The 16037-nt window shown below is 73.8% G+C and carries 14 protein-coding genes; 5 read left to right on the top strand and 9 right to left on the bottom strand.

All coding sequences use genetic code 11. The annotated features are described in order from the left end of the window. Window positions 1–33: 33 nt before the first annotated feature. Window positions 34–690, top strand: coding sequence for a membrane protein YczE (yczE, locus tag FHU30_RS32940; RefSeq protein WP_253881207.1), 657 nt, complete (start codon window positions 34–36; stop codon window positions 688–690). A gap of 11 nt (window positions 691–701) precedes the next feature. On the opposite strand, the gene FHU30_RS32935 is transcribed toward yczE, so the two are convergent. The 4 genes from FHU30_RS32935 to FHU30_RS32920 all read right to left on the bottom strand — a co-directional run bounded on the left by FHU30_RS32935 (window position 702) and on the right by FHU30_RS32920 (window position 5325). After that, the gene (locus tag FHU30_RS32935; RefSeq protein WP_253881205.1) at window positions 702–2333 is read right to left on the bottom strand and encodes an alkaline phosphatase D family protein; all 1632 of its coding nucleotides are present in this window, start codon (window positions 2331–2333) and stop codon (window positions 702–704) included. A 110-nt stretch (window positions 2334–2443) separates the two neighbouring features. Further along, window positions 2444–3352 carry a hypothetical protein gene (locus FHU30_RS32930; RefSeq protein ID WP_253881203.1) on the bottom strand — a complete coding sequence of 303 codons (909 nt, stop codon included), beginning with the start codon at window positions 3350–3352 and terminating at the stop codon, window positions 2444–2446. After that, window positions 3349–4365 carry a S66 peptidase family protein gene (locus FHU30_RS32925; protein WP_253881201.1) on the bottom strand — a complete coding sequence of 339 codons (1017 nt, stop codon included), beginning with the start codon at window positions 4363–4365 and terminating at the stop codon, window positions 3349–3351. The genes FHU30_RS32930 and FHU30_RS32925 overlap by 4 nt, the downstream gene beginning before the upstream one ends. Before the next feature lie 114 nt (window positions 4366–4479). Next, the gene (locus FHU30_RS32920) at window positions 4480–5325 is read right to left on the bottom strand and encodes an SIR2 family NAD-dependent protein deacylase (protein ID WP_253881199.1); all 846 of its coding nucleotides are present in this window, start codon (window positions 5323–5325) and stop codon (window positions 4480–4482) included. A gap of 161 nt (window positions 5326–5486) precedes the next feature. Between FHU30_RS32920 and FHU30_RS32915 the strand changes: the two genes are divergently transcribed. Then, on the top strand, window positions 5487–6461 hold the full coding sequence (locus tag FHU30_RS32915) for a sulfotransferase family protein (protein WP_253881197.1): 975 nt from the start codon (window positions 5487–5489) through the stop codon (window positions 6459–6461). Window positions 6462–6543: 82 nt separating this feature from the next. Here the strand turns inward: FHU30_RS32915 and FHU30_RS32910 are convergent, their stop codons facing one another. Both FHU30_RS32910 and FHU30_RS32905 read right to left on the bottom strand, forming a co-directional pair. Further along, on the bottom strand, window positions 6544–6699 hold the full coding sequence (locus tag FHU30_RS32910) for a hypothetical protein (protein WP_253881195.1): 156 nt from the start codon (window positions 6697–6699) through the stop codon (window positions 6544–6546). Between the two features lie 220 nt (window positions 6700–6919). After that, complete coding sequence (locus FHU30_RS32905) at window positions 6920–8842, bottom strand: ABC transporter ATP-binding protein (RefSeq protein ID WP_372504007.1); 1923 nt, start codon at window positions 8840–8842, stop codon at window positions 6920–6922. A 318-nt stretch (window positions 8843–9160) separates the two neighbouring features. On the opposite strand from FHU30_RS32905, the gene FHU30_RS32900 reads away from it, so the two are divergent. Further along, entirely contained in the window at window positions 9161–11062 is a 1902-nt protein-coding gene (locus tag FHU30_RS32900) for a Xaa-Pro dipeptidyl-peptidase (RefSeq protein WP_253881192.1), read from the top strand. 262 nt (window positions 11063–11324) lie between these two features. On the opposite strand, the gene FHU30_RS32895 is transcribed toward FHU30_RS32900, so the two are convergent. The 3 genes from FHU30_RS32895 to FHU30_RS32885 form a co-directional block, all read right to left on the bottom strand. Then, on the bottom strand, window positions 11325–12161 hold the full coding sequence (locus FHU30_RS32895) for an enoyl-CoA hydratase/isomerase family protein (protein WP_253881190.1): 837 nt from the start codon (window positions 12159–12161) through the stop codon (window positions 11325–11327). A 211-nt stretch (window positions 12162–12372) separates the two neighbouring features. Next, window positions 12373–12585 (bottom strand): helix-turn-helix domain-containing protein, encoded by a 213-nt coding sequence (locus FHU30_RS32890; RefSeq protein WP_012852589.1) that lies wholly within the window; start codon window positions 12583–12585, stop codon window positions 12373–12375. A 116-nt stretch (window positions 12586–12701) separates the two neighbouring features. Further along, window positions 12702–14300 (bottom strand): ABC-F family ATP-binding cassette domain-containing protein, encoded by a 1599-nt coding sequence (locus tag FHU30_RS32885; protein WP_253881188.1) that lies wholly within the window; start codon window positions 14298–14300, stop codon window positions 12702–12704. A 275-nt stretch (window positions 14301–14575) separates the two neighbouring features. Between FHU30_RS32885 and FHU30_RS32880 the strand changes: the two genes are divergently transcribed. Together FHU30_RS32880 and FHU30_RS32875 are read left to right on the top strand one after the other, a co-directional pair. Then, the gene (locus FHU30_RS32880) at window positions 14576–15361 is read left to right on the top strand and encodes a VOC family protein (protein ID WP_253881186.1); all 786 of its coding nucleotides are present in this window, start codon (window positions 14576–14578) and stop codon (window positions 15359–15361) included. A 139-nt stretch (window positions 15362–15500) separates the two neighbouring features. After that, window positions 15501–15896, top strand: a complete 396-nt coding sequence (locus FHU30_RS32875; protein ID WP_253881184.1) for an ABC transporter permease — start codon at window positions 15501–15503, stop codon at window positions 15894–15896. Window positions 15897–16037: the final 141 nt, after the last annotated feature.

Here is a 16037-nt window from a genome sequence, read left to right as displayed (position 1 = left end):
GTTGCCAGGCCACTTGGACCAGCATTGCGTGACATGAACGGACTGGCCCTGATGTTTCGCCGACTCCTCCAGCTCTACACCGGACTGGCCCTCTACGGCTTCGGGATCTCGCTCCAGGTCTCCTCGGCCCTGGGCAACGACCCCTGGGACGTGTTCCACCAGGGCCTCGCCCGCCGGTTCGGGCTGTCCCTCGGGACCTGGATCATCATCGCCGGGGCCGTGGTCATGCTCGGCTGGATCCCGCTGCGGCAGAAGCCGGGCCTCGGCACGGTCAGCAACGTCGTGCTCGTCGGGGTGTTCGCCGACCTCGGCCTCTGGCTGCTCCCGCATCCGGACGGCCTGGCCCTGCGCTGGACCTACCTGCTCGCCGCGATCCTGGTCAGCGGGTTCGCGACCGGCCTCTACATCGGCGCGGGCCACGGCCCGGGACCGCGCGACGGCCTGATGACCGGGATGGCGGCGCGGGGCGTGCCGATCCGGGTGGCCCGCACCGGGGTCGAGCTGACCGTCCTGCTGGTGGGGTGGCTGCTCGGCGGCACGGTCGGGCTGGGAACCGTCCTGTACGCGGTGCTGATCGGCCCGCTCTGCCACTGGACCGTTCCAGCGCTGCGGATCAGGCTCCCCGAGCCCGAGCGGCCCACCGAGCACACCGCCGCCGACCAGGCCGCACCCGAGCCCGTCTCCGTCTGAGACCGTCGCCGTCAGCCCTCGATGTCGTCGTCGGCGGTGACGGGATCGACGCTGCGGACGCCCGGCAGCGGGGTGTCGGACAGCTGCTCCAGGCCGGGCCGCCCGGCCGTCACGCGGAACTCCGCGCGGACGTGCCAGGGCGCGCCCGGCCTGCTCACGTAGGGGACGGCCCGGAACTCGGCGTCGAGGGCGTCCGGGGTGACCCGCACGCGGGCGTGGCCGCGCAGGTCGTTCCAGAACCGCAGGTGCGGGTTGACCGCGAGCAGCTCGTCCCCGTCCTCGCGCAGGTCGCCGCCGTCGCCGCGGGACGTCACCGAGGTCGCGACCAGCTCCGCGCCGAGCGTGCGGGACGCCGGGTCGTCGAAGTCGGCCTTGAGGTCGGCGGCGATCGCGGTGTGCGCGTCCCCGGTGAACACCACCAGGTTCGGCACCTTCCGCTCGGCGACCGCGCGGAGCAGCCGGGCGCGGGCGACCGGGAAGCCGTCCCAGGTGTCCAGCCGGAACTCCGCCGGCTCGCCCGGCGTCGCCATGTTCCGCTGCGCGAGGACGACCTGCTGCGCGACCAGCCGCCACCGCCCGGACCCGCCGGACAGGCCGTCCAGGAGCCAGCGCTCCTGCCCGTCCCCGAGCATCGACCGGCGCGGGTCGAGGCGGGCGCCACCGGGACGCGTGTCGGCCCTGGCCTCGGGGGTCAGGTCCGTCGGCGGCGGGTTGGCGACCCGGTACTGGCGGGTGTCCAGCACGAACAGGTCGGCGAGGCCGCCGAAGCCCAGCCTGCGGTACAGCCGCATGCCCCCGCGGGACGGCGCGGCGGACGCCCGCAGCGGCATGTGCTCGTAGTACGCCTTGTAGGCCCCGGCGCGCCGGGCGGCGAACGCCTCGCGCGTCATGCCGCGCGCCTCGTCCCCGGAGTAGTTGTTGACGACCTCGTGGTCGTCCCAGGTCACGATCCAGGGTGCGGCGGCGTGCGCGGCCTGGAGGTCGGGGTCGGTCCGGTACTGGGCGTGCCGGAGCCGGTAGCCCGCGAGGTCGACCGGGTCGGGCGTGGCGTGCCGCCGGGCGCGCGGCTCGCCGCCGGTCTCGTAGATGTAGTCGCCGAGGTGGACGATCGCGTGCGGCGGGTCCTGGGCGAGGTGCCGGAACACCGTGTAGTAGCCGTGCTCGAACTGCTGGCACGACACCACGGCGAGATCCAGGAGGGACGGCGTGGCCGAGGGCGCCGTGCGGGTGCGGCCGACCGGGCTGAGCTCGCCCATCGCCCGGAACCGGTAGAAGTACTCCCGCCCCGGACGCAGCCCGCCCACCTCGACGTGCACGGAGTGCGCCAGGCCGGGTGTCGCGGCAGCAGTCCCGGACCGGACGACCCGGGCGAACCGCGCATCCTCGGCGACCTGCCACTCCACCGGCCGCGCCTCCGGCGGCATCCCGCCGGGACGCGCCGGATCGGCGTTCAGCGGCTCGGGCGCGAGGCGCGTCCAGAGCACGACGCCGTCCGGGCGCGGGTCACCGGACGCCACGCCGAGCGTGAACGGATGGCCGGGGGCACGTCCGCCCCAGGGCGTGCGGACCAGGACGGGCGCGGCCAGGGCCAGCCCCGCCGCGCTCAGGAACGTCCGGCGCCGGGGGTCGATGGGGGAAACCACAGCCGGACGGTAACCGCGCGGACGCGCCGCGTCCTCGCACCCGCACCGAATTTGACCCGCCCTTGGCCCCACTTACGCAGAGGCGTCCAGGCGGGCGCTTCGGTGCGTCCTTAGAGGGGTTCGGCGCGTTCGCTGCGGGAGGCGGAGCCTACGACGACGGCGGCGAACTCCTCGGGCAGCACGACCGTGTCGTCCTGGTAGCGCAGGGCCAGGCGGACCATCTCGCCCGCGCGCCACCAGTACACGTGCGGGCTGAGCGAGCCGGGGCCCTCCTCGTAGGCGTGCCGGGCGTGCGAGTGCAGCTCGTGCGCGGCGGACGCGGCGGCCCGGTAGCGGTTGCGGGGCGACGGATCGGACGACAGCAGCGGGTGGACGACCACCAGCCCGCGGTTCGGGACGGTCACCAGCGCGCCGTGCGAGCCGATGTGGAGGTACTCCTCCAGCCAGGCCAGATGGGTGGCGGTGTAGGCGGTCCAGCCGGACAGCACCGCGACCCGGACGCGGCCGAGGTCGTGCTCCTCCAGCCGCAGCGGGCCGTCCGCGCGGACGTTGGCGCGGCCCAGCATGAACAGCGCGTCGCCGGAGACCGGCCAGCCGGCCGCCTCCTGCGCGGTCACCGTCCGCACGGCGGTCGGGGTGTCCACGACCACGGCCTCGATCAGGCCGGGCGCGAACGGCCGGGCGGCGAGCCCGCCGATGTCGGCCTCGCTCTGGTAGAGCCGGGTGCGCAGCAGGTGCTGGGCCAGGTCGAAGTCCGACAGGTCCAGCGGCTCCTCCAGCGCCGTGGTGAGGGTGGTGATGTGGTCCGAGACCAGCGCGGGCCAGTCGTCGCGCGGCACCAGGCGGGCGATCTGCCGCAGGTCCCGCATCCCGACGTGCAGCCGGGTCGGGCCCTCCAGCAGGATCACGTCGCCGGCCACCGCGCGGCAGGCGTAGCCGAGGCTCTCGGCGACCAGCACCACCAGCGAGTCGAGCGTGCCGTCGGCCGCGGGGTCGGGCCGGGCGTGCCGTCCGGTCATCCGGTACCTCCGAGGAGGTGGCGGGCGCCGGTGTCCAGGACGGCCGGCGCGCCGAGTTCGAGGGTGAGCTGGCGCGGGCCGTGCCCGGCGGGCAGCCCCGCCAGCACCGGCACGCCCAGCGGGGCGAGGCGGGCCGTCAGCACGGCCAGGGCCTCGTCGGGGTCGCCGCAGTCGTGGAAGGAGCCGAGCGCGATCCCCGCCGCGCCCTCCAGCCAGCCGGACTGCAACAGCTGGGTCAGCATGCGGTCGAGCCGGTACGGCTCCTCGGTGACGTCCTCCAGGAAGACGATCTTCCCGGCGGCGGGGGGCGGCGCGTGCGGGGTGCCGAGCAGCGCGGTCAGCAGCGAGAGCGTGCCGCCGGTCAGCGGGCCCTCGGCGTGCCCGGCGCGAACGACCGAGGTCCCGGGGACTTCGATCGTTCCACTTCCGAACAGCGCGGCGCGCAGGCCCGCCAGCGCCTCGGCGCCGTCCTCGTGCGGGGCGGGCGCGGCGACGATCTGGGAGGCGGACATGGGCCCGAAGGACGTGGTGATGCCGAGCCGCGCGCCGAACGCGACGTGCAGCGCGGTGATGTCGCTGGACCCGTGCAGGATCTTGGGCTCGGGTCCGGTCGCGGCGGCCAGGGCCGTCCAGTCGAGGTGGTCCAGCAGGCGGGTCGCGCCGTAACCGCCTCGCGCGCACAGCACCGCCCGGACGGACGGGTCGCACCAGGCGTCGGTCAGGTCGGCCGCGCGGTCGGCGTCGGTGCCGGCGAGCCGGTACCAGCCGTCCCGGACGGCGCGGTCCTCGTTCAGGTTGACCCGGTCGCGGACGTGCTTGCCGAGCGCGACGTCGAGGCCGAGGCCGCGCAGCACCTCGCACCCGGCCGCGAGGCGGTCCGGATCCACCGGGCCGCTGGGGGCGATGACCGCCACCCGGTCGCCCGGACGGAGCCTGACGTGCCCGCGGGGCCGGGAGCCGGTCCGGCCGTCAGAGCCGTCCCGCTCCGTCTCGTGAGCGCCCCCGCTGCTCAACCCGTTCCCTCCTCGCACCGCGATCCCTAGAGCTTGTCAGCAGATGTCCTCTGATGGAAGGGGCGCGTGGTCACGACGTGCCAACGGTTCACGTCCGGGCCCCGCGCCGCCCGCTCAGCCGGGCGGGCCGCCCGGCACGCCGTCCCCGGACGGGCCGCCGGACGCCTCCGGCGAGCCGTCGGTGGCGGCGGCCACCAGGCGCGGCAGGGCCTCGCCGATGGGGTCGCGGACGATCGCGTCCGCCATCGGGTCGTACGGGGTGGGCTCGGCGTTCATGATCACGAGCCAGGCGCCGTGCTCGACCGCCTCGTCGCACAGCCCGGCGGCCGGATGGACGGTCAGGGAGGTGCCCACGGCCAGCAGCAGGTCGCAGGAGCGGGCGGCGGCGACGGAGGCGTCCAGGACGTCCTGGCGGAGCGCCTGGCCGAAGGAGATCGTCGCGGACTTCTGGATGCCGCCGCACTCGGGGCACAGCGGGTCCTCCTCGCCGGCCTCGACCCGGGCGAGCACCTCGGGCATGGGCGTGCGCAGCCCGCAGGCCAGGCACTCGGCCTCCCGCATGGTGCCGTGGATCTCCAGGACCAGCGCCGGAGCGGACCCGGCGGCCTGGTGCAGGCCGTCGATGTTCTGGGTGACCAGGCCGTGCAGCCGCCCGGCCCGCTCCAGCCCGACGAGCGCGGCGTGCCCGGGGTTGGGGCCGGCGCCCCACGCGGGGTGGGCCAGCCGGTTGCGCCAGGCGCGCCGCCGCACCTCGGGGTCGGAGATGTAGGCGCCGATCGTGGACATCGCCGCGGCGGCCGGATCCTTCGTCCAGACGCCCTGCGGGCCCCGGAAATCCGGGATGCCGCTGTCGGTGCTGATCCCGGCGCCGGTGAGCACGGTGATCCGCCGGGCCGCGGACACCAGCGCCGCGGCGCGCGCCGCGTCGCCCGGCCGGGGCTCGGAGGGTGCTGCTGCCATGCCTCCAGCCTAGGGCCGGAGCGCCCCGGTTCCGACCGTTGCGCCCGGCCCGTCCCGGGCGGCGGGAACCCGCTCCGGCCGGACCACCGGGAGAAACGCGCCGGACGGGTCGGGCGTGGCGGGCCGGGTCACAGCCTCCGGATGGCAAACTGGGGGTACGTATGAGGTCGACGCCGCACATCCTGGTGATCAACGGGACCAAGGTCCGCCGTCCCGTCTTCCTGCTGGGATCCCCCCATTCCGGCGCGGACGTGCTCGCCCGCGCCGTCAAGCGGTCCGCCGGGTTCCACCTGACGGCGGGCCGTCCCAGCGTGCTGCGCCTCGTCTACGCCTACGCGCGGCGGCCCTCGATCGCGACCGGCAGCGGGGTCGGGGCGGCCCGGGTGCTGCGCGACGCCTACGCCGAGAGCTGGCAGATCACCCCCGGCGGCTGCCTGGCCTGCCCCGGCGAGTGCCGCACGCTGGCGGGCCTGCCGCCCGCGCCGCCCGCCACCACGGGCCGGGCCGCCGGTCCGGGCCGTCCGGCCGAGCAGCCGTGCGTCGAGCCGCGCGGCGTGGAGCGGTTCGCCGACGCCACGCCCGACCTGCTCTACAGCGCCGACGTGCTGCTGGACGCCTTCCCCGACGCCCAGCTCGTCCAGGTGATCAGGGACGGCCGGGACGTGGTCGCCGACATGCTCGCCGACGAGGGCTGCCTGGGCTGGTTCCGGCCGGGCCTGTCGAACCTGGACGCGGTGTTCCCCAACCCGTTCCTCGGCGTCGAGGACGAGAGCGAGCGGCGCCGCTGGCCCGCCGCGGCCGCCGCGGTCAAGTGCGCGCTGCGCTGGCGCGGCTCGGTGCGGCTGTCGGCGCGGCTGCGCGCCCAGACGCCCGAGGACCAGCTGCTCACCGTCCGGTTCGAGGATCTGGCGGCCCATCCCGCGCAGGTCGGCCGCGACGTCTCGGACTACCTGGGGATGCCCCTGTCGCCGGGCGTGCTGGCCGGGCTCGTCCGGCCGGGCGAGGCCGCCGACCCGGGCGCGCCCGAGCGGCGGGTCGGCATCTGGCGCGACCGCCTCAACCCGCGCCAGCTCGCGCAGGTCGAGCGCATCGCGGGCAACGAGCTCACCCGCCTCGGCTACCGCCTCACCACCTGATCCGCCCCGCGCGCCTGACGCCGTCCGCGCCACCGGTCCCCGGGTTCGGCGGGGACCGGGGGACGGGGGGTTGACGGGGGGTCTAGCGGGCCAGGGCGGGGACGCGGCGGGCTTCGCGGCGCAGGTCGGGGCCGAGCCAGCCGATCGCGACGCCGGCCGCGCCGAGCCCCACCAGCAGCACGGTGTACCGGCCGGTGCCGCTGCGGACGAGCCGGTCGGGGCGGATCTCCACGCGCATGATCATCTCCTGGACCTCGCGGGTGCCGACTCCCACTGTGATGCGCGGAGGTGGCCGCCGGGTTGCCGTTCCGGCGCACCGGAAGGAAGACCAGGAAACCGCATCGGCATCGCAGACGTCCGACATACCCGGAAATCCGGGGCATGCGATCGTGGCGAGGATCACGCCCGGACACCGGCCCCCGGGCGCCGCACCGCAGGTCCGGGGGCCGGCGGCCGCGTCAGTCGGCGGCGAGCACCGGCGCCGCGTCCGGCCGCTCCCCGCCCTCCTGGCGGGCGAACTGGGTGCGGTACAGCTCGGCGTAGAGGCCGCCTCCGGCCAGCAGCTCCTCGTGCCGGCCGCGCTCGACGACCCGGCCCGCGTCCACCACCAGGATCTGGTCGGCCTCGCGGATCGTGGACAGCCGGTGCGCGATCACCAGGGACGTGCGGCCCGCCAGCGCGGTCGACAGCGCCCGCTGGACGGCCGCCTCGGACTCGGAGTCCAGGTGCGCGGTCGCCTCGTCCAGGACGACCACCGACGGCGCCTTGAGCAGCAGCCGGGCGATCGCCAGCCGCTGCTTCTCGCCGCCCGACAGCCGGTAGCCGCGGTCGCCGACGACGGTGTCCAGGCCGTCCGGCATGTCCGCGACCAGCCCGCCGACCTGCGCGGCCTCCAGCGCCGCCATGATCTGCTCGTCGGTGGCGTCCGGGTCGGCGTACCGCATGTTCTCGCGGATGGAGTCGTGGAACAGGTGCGCGTCCTGGCTGACGACCCCGACCTGGCCGCGGAGCGAGTCGAGCGTGACGTCCCGGACGTCCTGCCCGCCGATCCGCACCGCGCCGCCGGACACGTCGTACAGCCGCGACACCAGGTGCGTGATCGTGGACTTGCCCGCCCCGGACGGCCCGACCAGCGCGACCAGCTGCCCGGGCGCGGCGGTGAAGTCCACGTCGAACAGCACGTCCCGGCCGGGCGCGGTGTCGGTGCGGGCGATCGACTCCAGCGACGCCAGCGACACCTCCTCGGCGGACGGGTAGCTGAACGAGACGTGGTCGAAGTGGACCGCGGGCGCCTCGTCCTCGTCCACGCGGAGCCGGTCGGCGCCCGGCTTGTCGTCGATGAGCGGCTTGAGGTCCAGCACCTCGAACACCCGGTCGAAGCTGACCAGGGCGGTCATCACGTCCACGTGCACGTTGGACAGCGCGGTCAGCGGCCCGTACATGCGGGTCAGCAGGGTCGCCAGGGCGACCAGCGTGCCGAGCTGGAACTGGTCGTCGACCACCAGGTAGCCGCCGACGCCGTAGACCATCGCGGTCGCGAGCGCCGCGACCAGCGTCAGCGCGGTGAAGAAGACCCGTCCGTACATGGCCGAGACCACGCCGATGTCGCGGACGCGGGAGGCCCGTCCGGCGAAGTTGTCGGCCTCCTCGCCCGGACGGCCGTACAGCTTGGCCAGCTGCGCCCCGGCGACGTTGAACCGCTCGGTCATCAGCGAGCTCATCTCGGCGTCCAGCTGCATCTGCTCGCGGCTGACCGCCTGCAGCCGCTTGCCGACCCACTTGGCGGGCAGCACGAAGATCGGGAGCAGCAGCAGCGCGATCAGGGTGACCTGCCAGGACAGCACCAGCATCGTGATCAGCACCAGGACCAGGCTGATCACGTTGGACACCACCGAGGACAGCGTGGTGGTCAGCGCCCGCTGCGCGCCGATCACGTCGCTGTTCAGGCGGCTGATCAGCGAGCCGGTCTGGGCGCGCATGAAGAACGCGACCGGCTGCCGCTGGACGTGCGCGAACACCTGCGTCCGCAGGTCGTAGATCAGGCCCTCGCCGATGCGCGCGGAGTACCAGCGCTGCGCCAGCCCGAGCACCGCCTCCAGCAGCGCCAGGCCGGCCACCGTCGCCGCGAGCGCGACCACCACGCCCTGCTTGTGCGGGATGATGCCGCGGTCGATGATGCCCTTCAGCAGCAGCGGGTTGGCCACCACGATCACCGCGCCGAGCGCGTTGAGCGCCAGGAACAGCACCAGGTCGCGGACGTAGGGCCGGGCGTACCCGGCGATCCGCTTGACGGTGCCCTTGGCCAGCTTCTTCTGGGTGACCGAGCTGTCCCGGCGGAACGAGGCCATCACCTGCCAGCCGCTCCCCGGCATCCCGGGCATTCCCATACGGCCCCTCCAAGGTCTTCGCGGCACCGGCGGCGGACGTCCGCCGGGCGAACGTAATCAAGTAAGCATCTCAGCCCGCACGGTGCACAACACACCGCGGCCGCTTCCGCTTCCCGCCCCGCCGAGCCACCCCGCCGAGCCGCCCCTCCGAGCCCCTCCGAGCCGCCCCTCCGAGCCGCTCCGCCGCGGCCGCGGTGCCAGTCCGGCTTCCCGATCCGGCCAGGCCACCACCCTTCCCAAAATCGATCTTGTGGGGTTCACTCCCATGTGACATTTCAGTCACCCCCCGGCTCTCAACCCCCAGGAGCCCCCATGAAGCGATTCCTCACGACGGCCGCGGCGGCCGTGGCGGTCGCGACGCTCACCGCGGCCACCCCCGCGGTCGCGGCGCCGGGCCGTCCCGCCGGGAAACCCTCGATCCAGGTGCGGAACGGCGAGACCCAGCCGGTGTTCTCCCGCGCGGACGCGGTCACCCAGACCGTCAACATCGAGACGGCGGTGGACAGCGACCACGACGGCAAGCGGGACACCGTGCAGCTGCGGATCATGCGTCCCAAGGAGACCGACCAGGGCCTGAAGGTCCCGACGATCATGGAGCCGAGCCCCTACTGGGCGGGCATCCTGGACGTCCCGAACCACCCGGTCGACATCGGCGGCATGCGCGGCCTCGCCACCGCCAAGTTCCAGCGGAACCTGGCGGAGGTCTTCCCCGGGTACTACGACAACTACTTCCTGCCGCGCGGGTACGCCGTCGCCGACCTGGACAGCCTCGGCACCGGCGGCTCGACCGGGTGCCCGACGTCCGGCGCCCGCAACGAGCAGGCGGGCGCCAAGGCCGCGGTGGACTGGCTGAACGGCCGGGCCCGCGGCTGGGCCCCGGACGGCACGCCGGTGAAGGCCGGCTGGTCCACCGGCAGCGTCGGCATGATCGGCCAGTCCTACGACGGGACGCTGCCGAACATGGCCGCCGCGACCGGCGTGGACGGGCTGAAGGCCATCGTCCCGATCGCGGGCATCTCCAACTGGTACGACTACTACCGCGACAACGGCGGGGTGATCGCACCCGGCGGCTACCAGGGCGAGGACCTGGACGTGCTCGCCAAGGCCGTCCTGACCCGGAAGGACCCCGAGGTCTGCAAGAAGGTCATCGACGACATCGAGGCCCGGCAGGACCGCGACACCGGCGACTACAGCCCGTTCTGGGACGAGCGCAACTACGTCAAGGACGCCCGGAAGGTCAAGGCGGCCGTGATGGTCGTGCACGGCCTGAACGACTGGAACGTCAAGACCGAGCAGTCCGTCCGGTGGTGGAACGCCCTCAAGCAGGCGGGCGTGCCGCGCAAGCTGTGGCTGCACCAGGCCAACCACGCGACGCCGTTCCGGTGGCGGATCGACGAGTGGCTGCGGCAGACGCTCCACTGGTTCGACCGGTACCTGTACGGGATCCGCAACGGCATCGAGAACGAGCCGAAGGTCGACATCCAGCGTCCGGACGGCTCGTGGGAGACCGCCAAGGACTGGCCGCTGCCGGGCACCCGCTCGCTCCCGGTCAGCCTGAACGCCGGTCCGGGCGGGCAGCCGGGCGTCCTGTCGCCCCGGCCGCGTCCCGGCGCCGCCCAGTCGTTCGTGGACGAGGGCCGCACCCGCACCGCCGAGCAGCTCCTGACCGGTGAGGACAAGGCCGACCCGAACCGGCTGGCCTACCTGACCGGGACGCTGTCCAAGCCGCTGCGCATCAACGGCATCCCGAAGGCCGACATCCGCGCCTCGCTCGACGGCCCGTCGCCGTACCTGACCGCGCTGCTGGTCGACTACGGCACCGACACGAGGCCGACCGGCGCCCGGGTCACCACCACCGACAAGGTCTGCTACGGCCAGGGCGTGCCCGGCGACGACGGCTGCACCCTGCGGCAGGAGCTGGCCACCGAGACCGCCCCTTACAAGATCATCACGCGCGGCTGGCTCGATGCCCGCAACCGGGCCTCGATCTCCCGCAGCGAGCCGCTCACGCCCGGGAAGAGCTACTCCTTCCGCTGGGACATGCAGCCGACCGACTACACGGTCAAGGCCGGGCACCGGCTGGGCGTGATCGTGCTGTCGACCGACTACGACTACACGCTCCGCTACCCGGCGGGCACCGCGGTCGCGGTCCGGCCCGGCGTGAGCCGCGTCTGGCTGCCGGTCGCGCCCGGAGGGGACGCCGCGCCGAAATAACCGGAAACTCTGGATTATCCGGAAGTGATAGCCCACCGGAATCCGGATCTTCCGCAAGAATGACTCCGCCGTGCGGACGGGCGCGCCGTCCGCACGGCGGGTTTTCTCCTCTTGACCGAATGGGACTGGAACGGTCCCGACCGGACGCGCACGGTCCTGACCGGAACGGTCCCGACCGGACGCGCACGGTCCTGAGCGGAACGGTCCTGACCGGAACGGAAACTGGAACGTTCCGCCCCGGTTCGGACCGCAGATCCTCCGGTCAGCCGCGCAGCGCGGCGGAAAGCTCCCGCAACCGGCCCAGCTGCTCGCGCCGCTCGGCGGCGCGCTGCTCGTCCAGGGTGTTCTGCGGGGCCTCCAGCAGCAGCCGCTTGGTCGCCACGGCCGCGCCCGCGTTCACCGCGAGCAGCTCGGCGGTCAGCGCCGCCACCGCCTCGTCCAGGCCGCCGGCCGGGACGACCCGCTCGACCAGGCCGAGCCGGGCGGCCTCGGCGGCGTCCACGGTCCGGGCGGTGAGGCACAGCTCCAGCGCCCGGTTCACGCCCACGATCTCGACCAGGGGCTTGGTGCCGGTCAGGTCCGGCACCAGGCCGAGCGCGGGCTCCTTCATGCAGAACCTGGTGTCGTCGGCCGCGATCCGGATGTCGCAGGCCAGCGCCAGCTGGAAGCCGCCGCCGATCGCGTGCCCGTGCACGGCCGCGACGGTGACGATCTCCGGGCGCCGCAGCCAGGTGTAGCCCTCCTGCAGCTCGGCGATGAACCGGTCCCCCGCCTCGTCGTCCTCGCCCGAGGGGAAGCCCTCGCCGCCCCCGCCGGAGAACATCGACAGGTCGATGCCCGCCGAGAACGACGGGCCGTCGCCGCGCAGCACGACCACGCGCACCTCCGGCGGCAGCGAGCGGCCGATGGCCGCCAGCCCCCGCCAGGTGGCGAAGGTCATGGCGTTGCGGCGCTCCGGCCGGGCCAGCGTGACGGTGGCGACCGCCCCGTCCACCTCCAGCCGCAGCCCGCCCTCGGCGAGCCGGGCCGGGTCGAGCGGCTCGGCGGGGGGTCCCGCCGCCGTGGCCGGTTCCGGCCGTCGCAGCTCCGCGTCCGCCATGACATACCCCTCTTCCGCTGTGAGTCCTTACGTCACGGCGGCCGGGGCGTCCCCGCGCGCGGCGCGCGCGGGTGCGGTACCCGGCCCGCCGTCGCGACCGAACCCTACTCGGTCGTCCGCGACGGCAGGTCGGGCGGTCCGCCCGTCCGGGGGGCAGTGCCGCACCGGGTGCGGCCGGTGCGGGCGGACCTCCTCCGGACCAGGCCCGGGGTCAGGACTTCTTGCCGCGGGTCGCCCCTCCGCGACCGCGCAGGTTGACGCCGGATTCGGTGAGAATCCTGTGGATGAAGCCGTAGGAGCGGCCGGTGGCGGCTGCCAGGGCGCGGATGCTCTCGCCGGAGTCGTACCTCTTCTTGAGTTCCGCCGCCAGCTTGTCGCGCTCGGCACCGGTCACGCGGGTGCCCTTCTTGAGGGTCTCGGCCACGAGTACCTCCCGTAGTGATGTGGTGACCGCTGCGTTATCCCCCGCCATGATCAGTCATTCCCGCGCGTTCGGCTACCCACTCCGCCAGAAAAGATCTGTCGAACTCCCCGCGCAGGTCACGCAAGTGCCACCAGATCGGCAAACTCGTCACTCCAGATGTCCTCGACCCCATCCGGCAGCAAAATCACTCTTTCCGGCCGGAGCGCCTCGACCGCACCCTCATCGTGGGTCACCAGGACGATGGCCCCGGCGAAGCTGCGCAGCGCCGCGAGGATCTCCTCGCGGGACGCCGGGTCGAGGTTGTTGGTCGGCTCGTCCAGCAGCAGCACGTTGGCGCTGGAGACCACCAGCATCGCCAGCGCGAGCCGGGTCTTCTCGCCGCCGGACAGCACCCCGGCGGGCTTGTCCACGTCGTCGCCGGAGAACAGGAACGAGCCGAGGATCTTGCGGACCTCGACCGGCGGCAGGTCGGGCGCGGCCGACTGCATGTTCTCCAGCACCGAGCGGTCGACCTCCAGGGTCTCGTGCTCCTGCGCGTAGTAGCCGACGCGCAGCCCGTGCCCCGGGACGACCGCGCCGGTGTCGGGCTTGTCCTGGCCCGCCAGCAGCCGCAGCAGCGTGGTCTTGCCCGCGCCGTTCAGGCCGAGGATGACCACCCGGCTGCCGCGGTCCACGGCGAGCGAGACATCCGTGAAAATCTCCAAGGAACCGTACGATTTGGACAAACCCTCCGCGGTGAGCGGGGTCTTGCCGCACGCCGCCGGCTCCGGGAAGCGGATCTTGGCCACCTTGTCGGCCTGCCGCTCGTCCTCCACGCCCGCCAGCAGCTGACGGGCCCGCCGGTCCATCTGCTGGGCGGCCTTGGCCTTGGTGGCCTTGGCGCGCATCTTGTCGGCCTGGGACAGCAGCGCGGACGCCTGCCGGGTGGCGTTGGCGCGTTCCCGCTTGCGGCGGCGCTCGTCGGTCTCGCGCGCCTCCAGGTACTTCTTCCAGCCGACGTTGTAGATGTCGATCACGCTGCGGTTGGCGTCCAGGTGGAACACCCGGTTGACCACCACGTCCAGCAGCTCCACGTCGTGGCTGATCACCACCAGGCCGCCCTGGTGGGACTTGAGGAAGTCGCGCAGCCAGATGACCGAGTCGGCGTCCAGGTGGTTGGTCGGCTCGTCCAGCAGCAGGGTGTCGGCGCCGGAGAACAGGATGCGGGCCAGCTCCACGCGGCGCCGCTGGCCGCCGGACAGCGTGCCGAGCGGCTGGGTGAGCACCCGGTCGGGCAGGCCCAGGCTGGACGCGATGGACGCGGCCTCGGCCTCGGCGGAGTAGCCGCCGAGGATGTGCAGCCGCTCCTCCAGCCGCCCGTACTGCCGGACGGCCTTGTCCCGCTCCGCGCCGGACTTGGTGGCCATCCGCTCCTCGGCGGCGCGCAGCTTGCGGATCACCTCGTCCAGGCCGCGCGCGGACAGGATCCGGTCCCGGGCGAGCTCGTCGAGGTCCACGCCGCGCGGGTCCTGCGGCAGGTAGCCGAGCGTGCCCGAGCGCGTCACGCCGCCCGCGGCGGGGTGCGCCTCGCCCGCGAGCACCTTGGTGAGCGTGGTCTTGCCCGCGCCGTTGCGGCCGACCAGCCCGACCCGGTCGCCGGGGTTGACCCGGAAGGCGGCGCCCTCGATCAGCAGCCGGGCCCCGGCGCGCAGCTCGATGTCGTTCGCGATGATCACAGTGGTGTTCCCTGGCAGGTGAGGCGTGGACGGGTCGGGCGGGACGTGGCGGGGTAGGCAGGACGTGACGGGCAGGACGTGACGGGTGGGAGCGGAGCGGACGCGCGGGAGGTGGGACGCGCAGCCGATCAGTCTACGTGGCCGGGCCGCCCCGTCCGGCCATGCCAAACGTCTCAAACACGTGTACGAACGCCCGCGGAAGCGGGAATATGCCCTCACGGCGACCACGGAGGCCGGGGAGGCGCCCGGCCGCACACCCAAGGAGTGTGACCGCCATGGTGCGCATCACAGGGAACCAGCCGTACGGGATCCCGAACTTCATCGACATCGGCGTCCCGGACCTGGCCCGGGCCAAGGAGTTCTACGGCGGCCTCTTCGGCTGGCGGTTCCAGAACCTCGGGCCGGACGCCGGGGGCTACGAGGCCGTCCTGCTCGACGACGCGATGATCGCCGGTATGGCGCAGGTCACGGGCGAGGACACCGGGTCCCGCTACTGGTGGAACCTGTACTTCGCCACCGACGACGCCGACGGCACGATGAAGCGGATCACCGACGCGGGCGGGACGGTCGTCCAGCCCGCGGACGACGTGTTCGACCAGGGCCGGCTCGCCATCGCCAAGGACCCCGCCGGCGGGCAGTTCGGCCTGTGGCAGGGCGCGACCTACCCGGGGTCGGCGATCGTCAACGAGCCCGGATCGTTCTCCTGGGAGGAGCTCTACGTCCGCGAGACCGGCCCGGCGGCGGAGTTCTACCAGAACGTGTTCGACCTGCGGCCCGAGCGGATGACCGACGAGTCGGCACCGGCCGATCTGGACTACATCCTGCTCAACCACCCCGACTCCGGACGTCCGGCCGCAGGGATCTGCGCGGACGACCGGGACGTCCCGCTGTGGGTGGTCTACTTCGAGTCCGCCGACGTCGACGCCTCGGTCCAGCGCGCGCTGGACGGCGGGGCGACGCTCGAATCCGGCCCGTGGGACACGCCGTACGGCCGCGTCGCCGGCCTGCGCGACCCGTTCGGCGCCGACTTCCGCCTCATCCGGAGCAACCCGACGCCGTAGCCCGGAGGCTCCTGCCGATCTTCCGCGCCGATCTTCCGCGCCGATCGTCCGTGCCGATCTTCCGTGCCGATCTTCCGCCGGTGCTCCGGGCTGCCGCGAAGGGCTGTCCGGAGTGCCGGTGATCCGGGAAGATGTCGGTATGTGGTTGGCTCCGGAACGCAGGTCGGCACGTCGGTGGGCGGTCCCCGTCCTGGTCCTCGGCGCGGGGCTGGTCGTCGGCGGGGTGCTGCTGCAGCACGGCCGCCGGACGCCCGCGCTGATCGCCCTGGCGGTGCTCGCCGGGTACGCCGCGCACCTGGCCTACCGGCGGGACGAGCAGGGCCTGGCGATCAGCGAGTCGTTCGGCCGCGGCCACCGGGCCCGCGCGCACCTGAAGGCCGCCGCGATGACCGGGGACGTGCTGTCCGCCGGCATCGTCGCGGCGCTGGTCGTGCAGGCCCTGCGCGGCGCCGACATCACCCCGTTCGCGTGGCTCGCCCTGCTCGCGGGCGCCAGCTACCTCCTGTCCGTCCTCGCCGGCGGCCGCGCCCCCTGACCGCGGACAGGCGCTTCCTGAAGGCGCCTGACCGCCACCGGGCCGTCCGGGGGTGGGCCGGGGCGCAAGATCACGGACGGGTGGTGGCGGAGCGTGGCGGGGTGTCCGGGGTTCGGTGAGGTTCCTCGACGGGTGACGAAA

The sequence above is a fragment of the Actinomadura rupiterrae genome, from assembly GCF_024172125.1.
Taxonomy (GTDB): domain Bacteria; phylum Actinomycetota; class Actinomycetes; order Streptosporangiales; family Streptosporangiaceae; genus Spirillospora; species Spirillospora rupiterrae.
The sequence above is the reverse complement of the archived record's forward strand: the minus strand, read 5'-3'. Positions and strand labels throughout refer to the sequence as shown.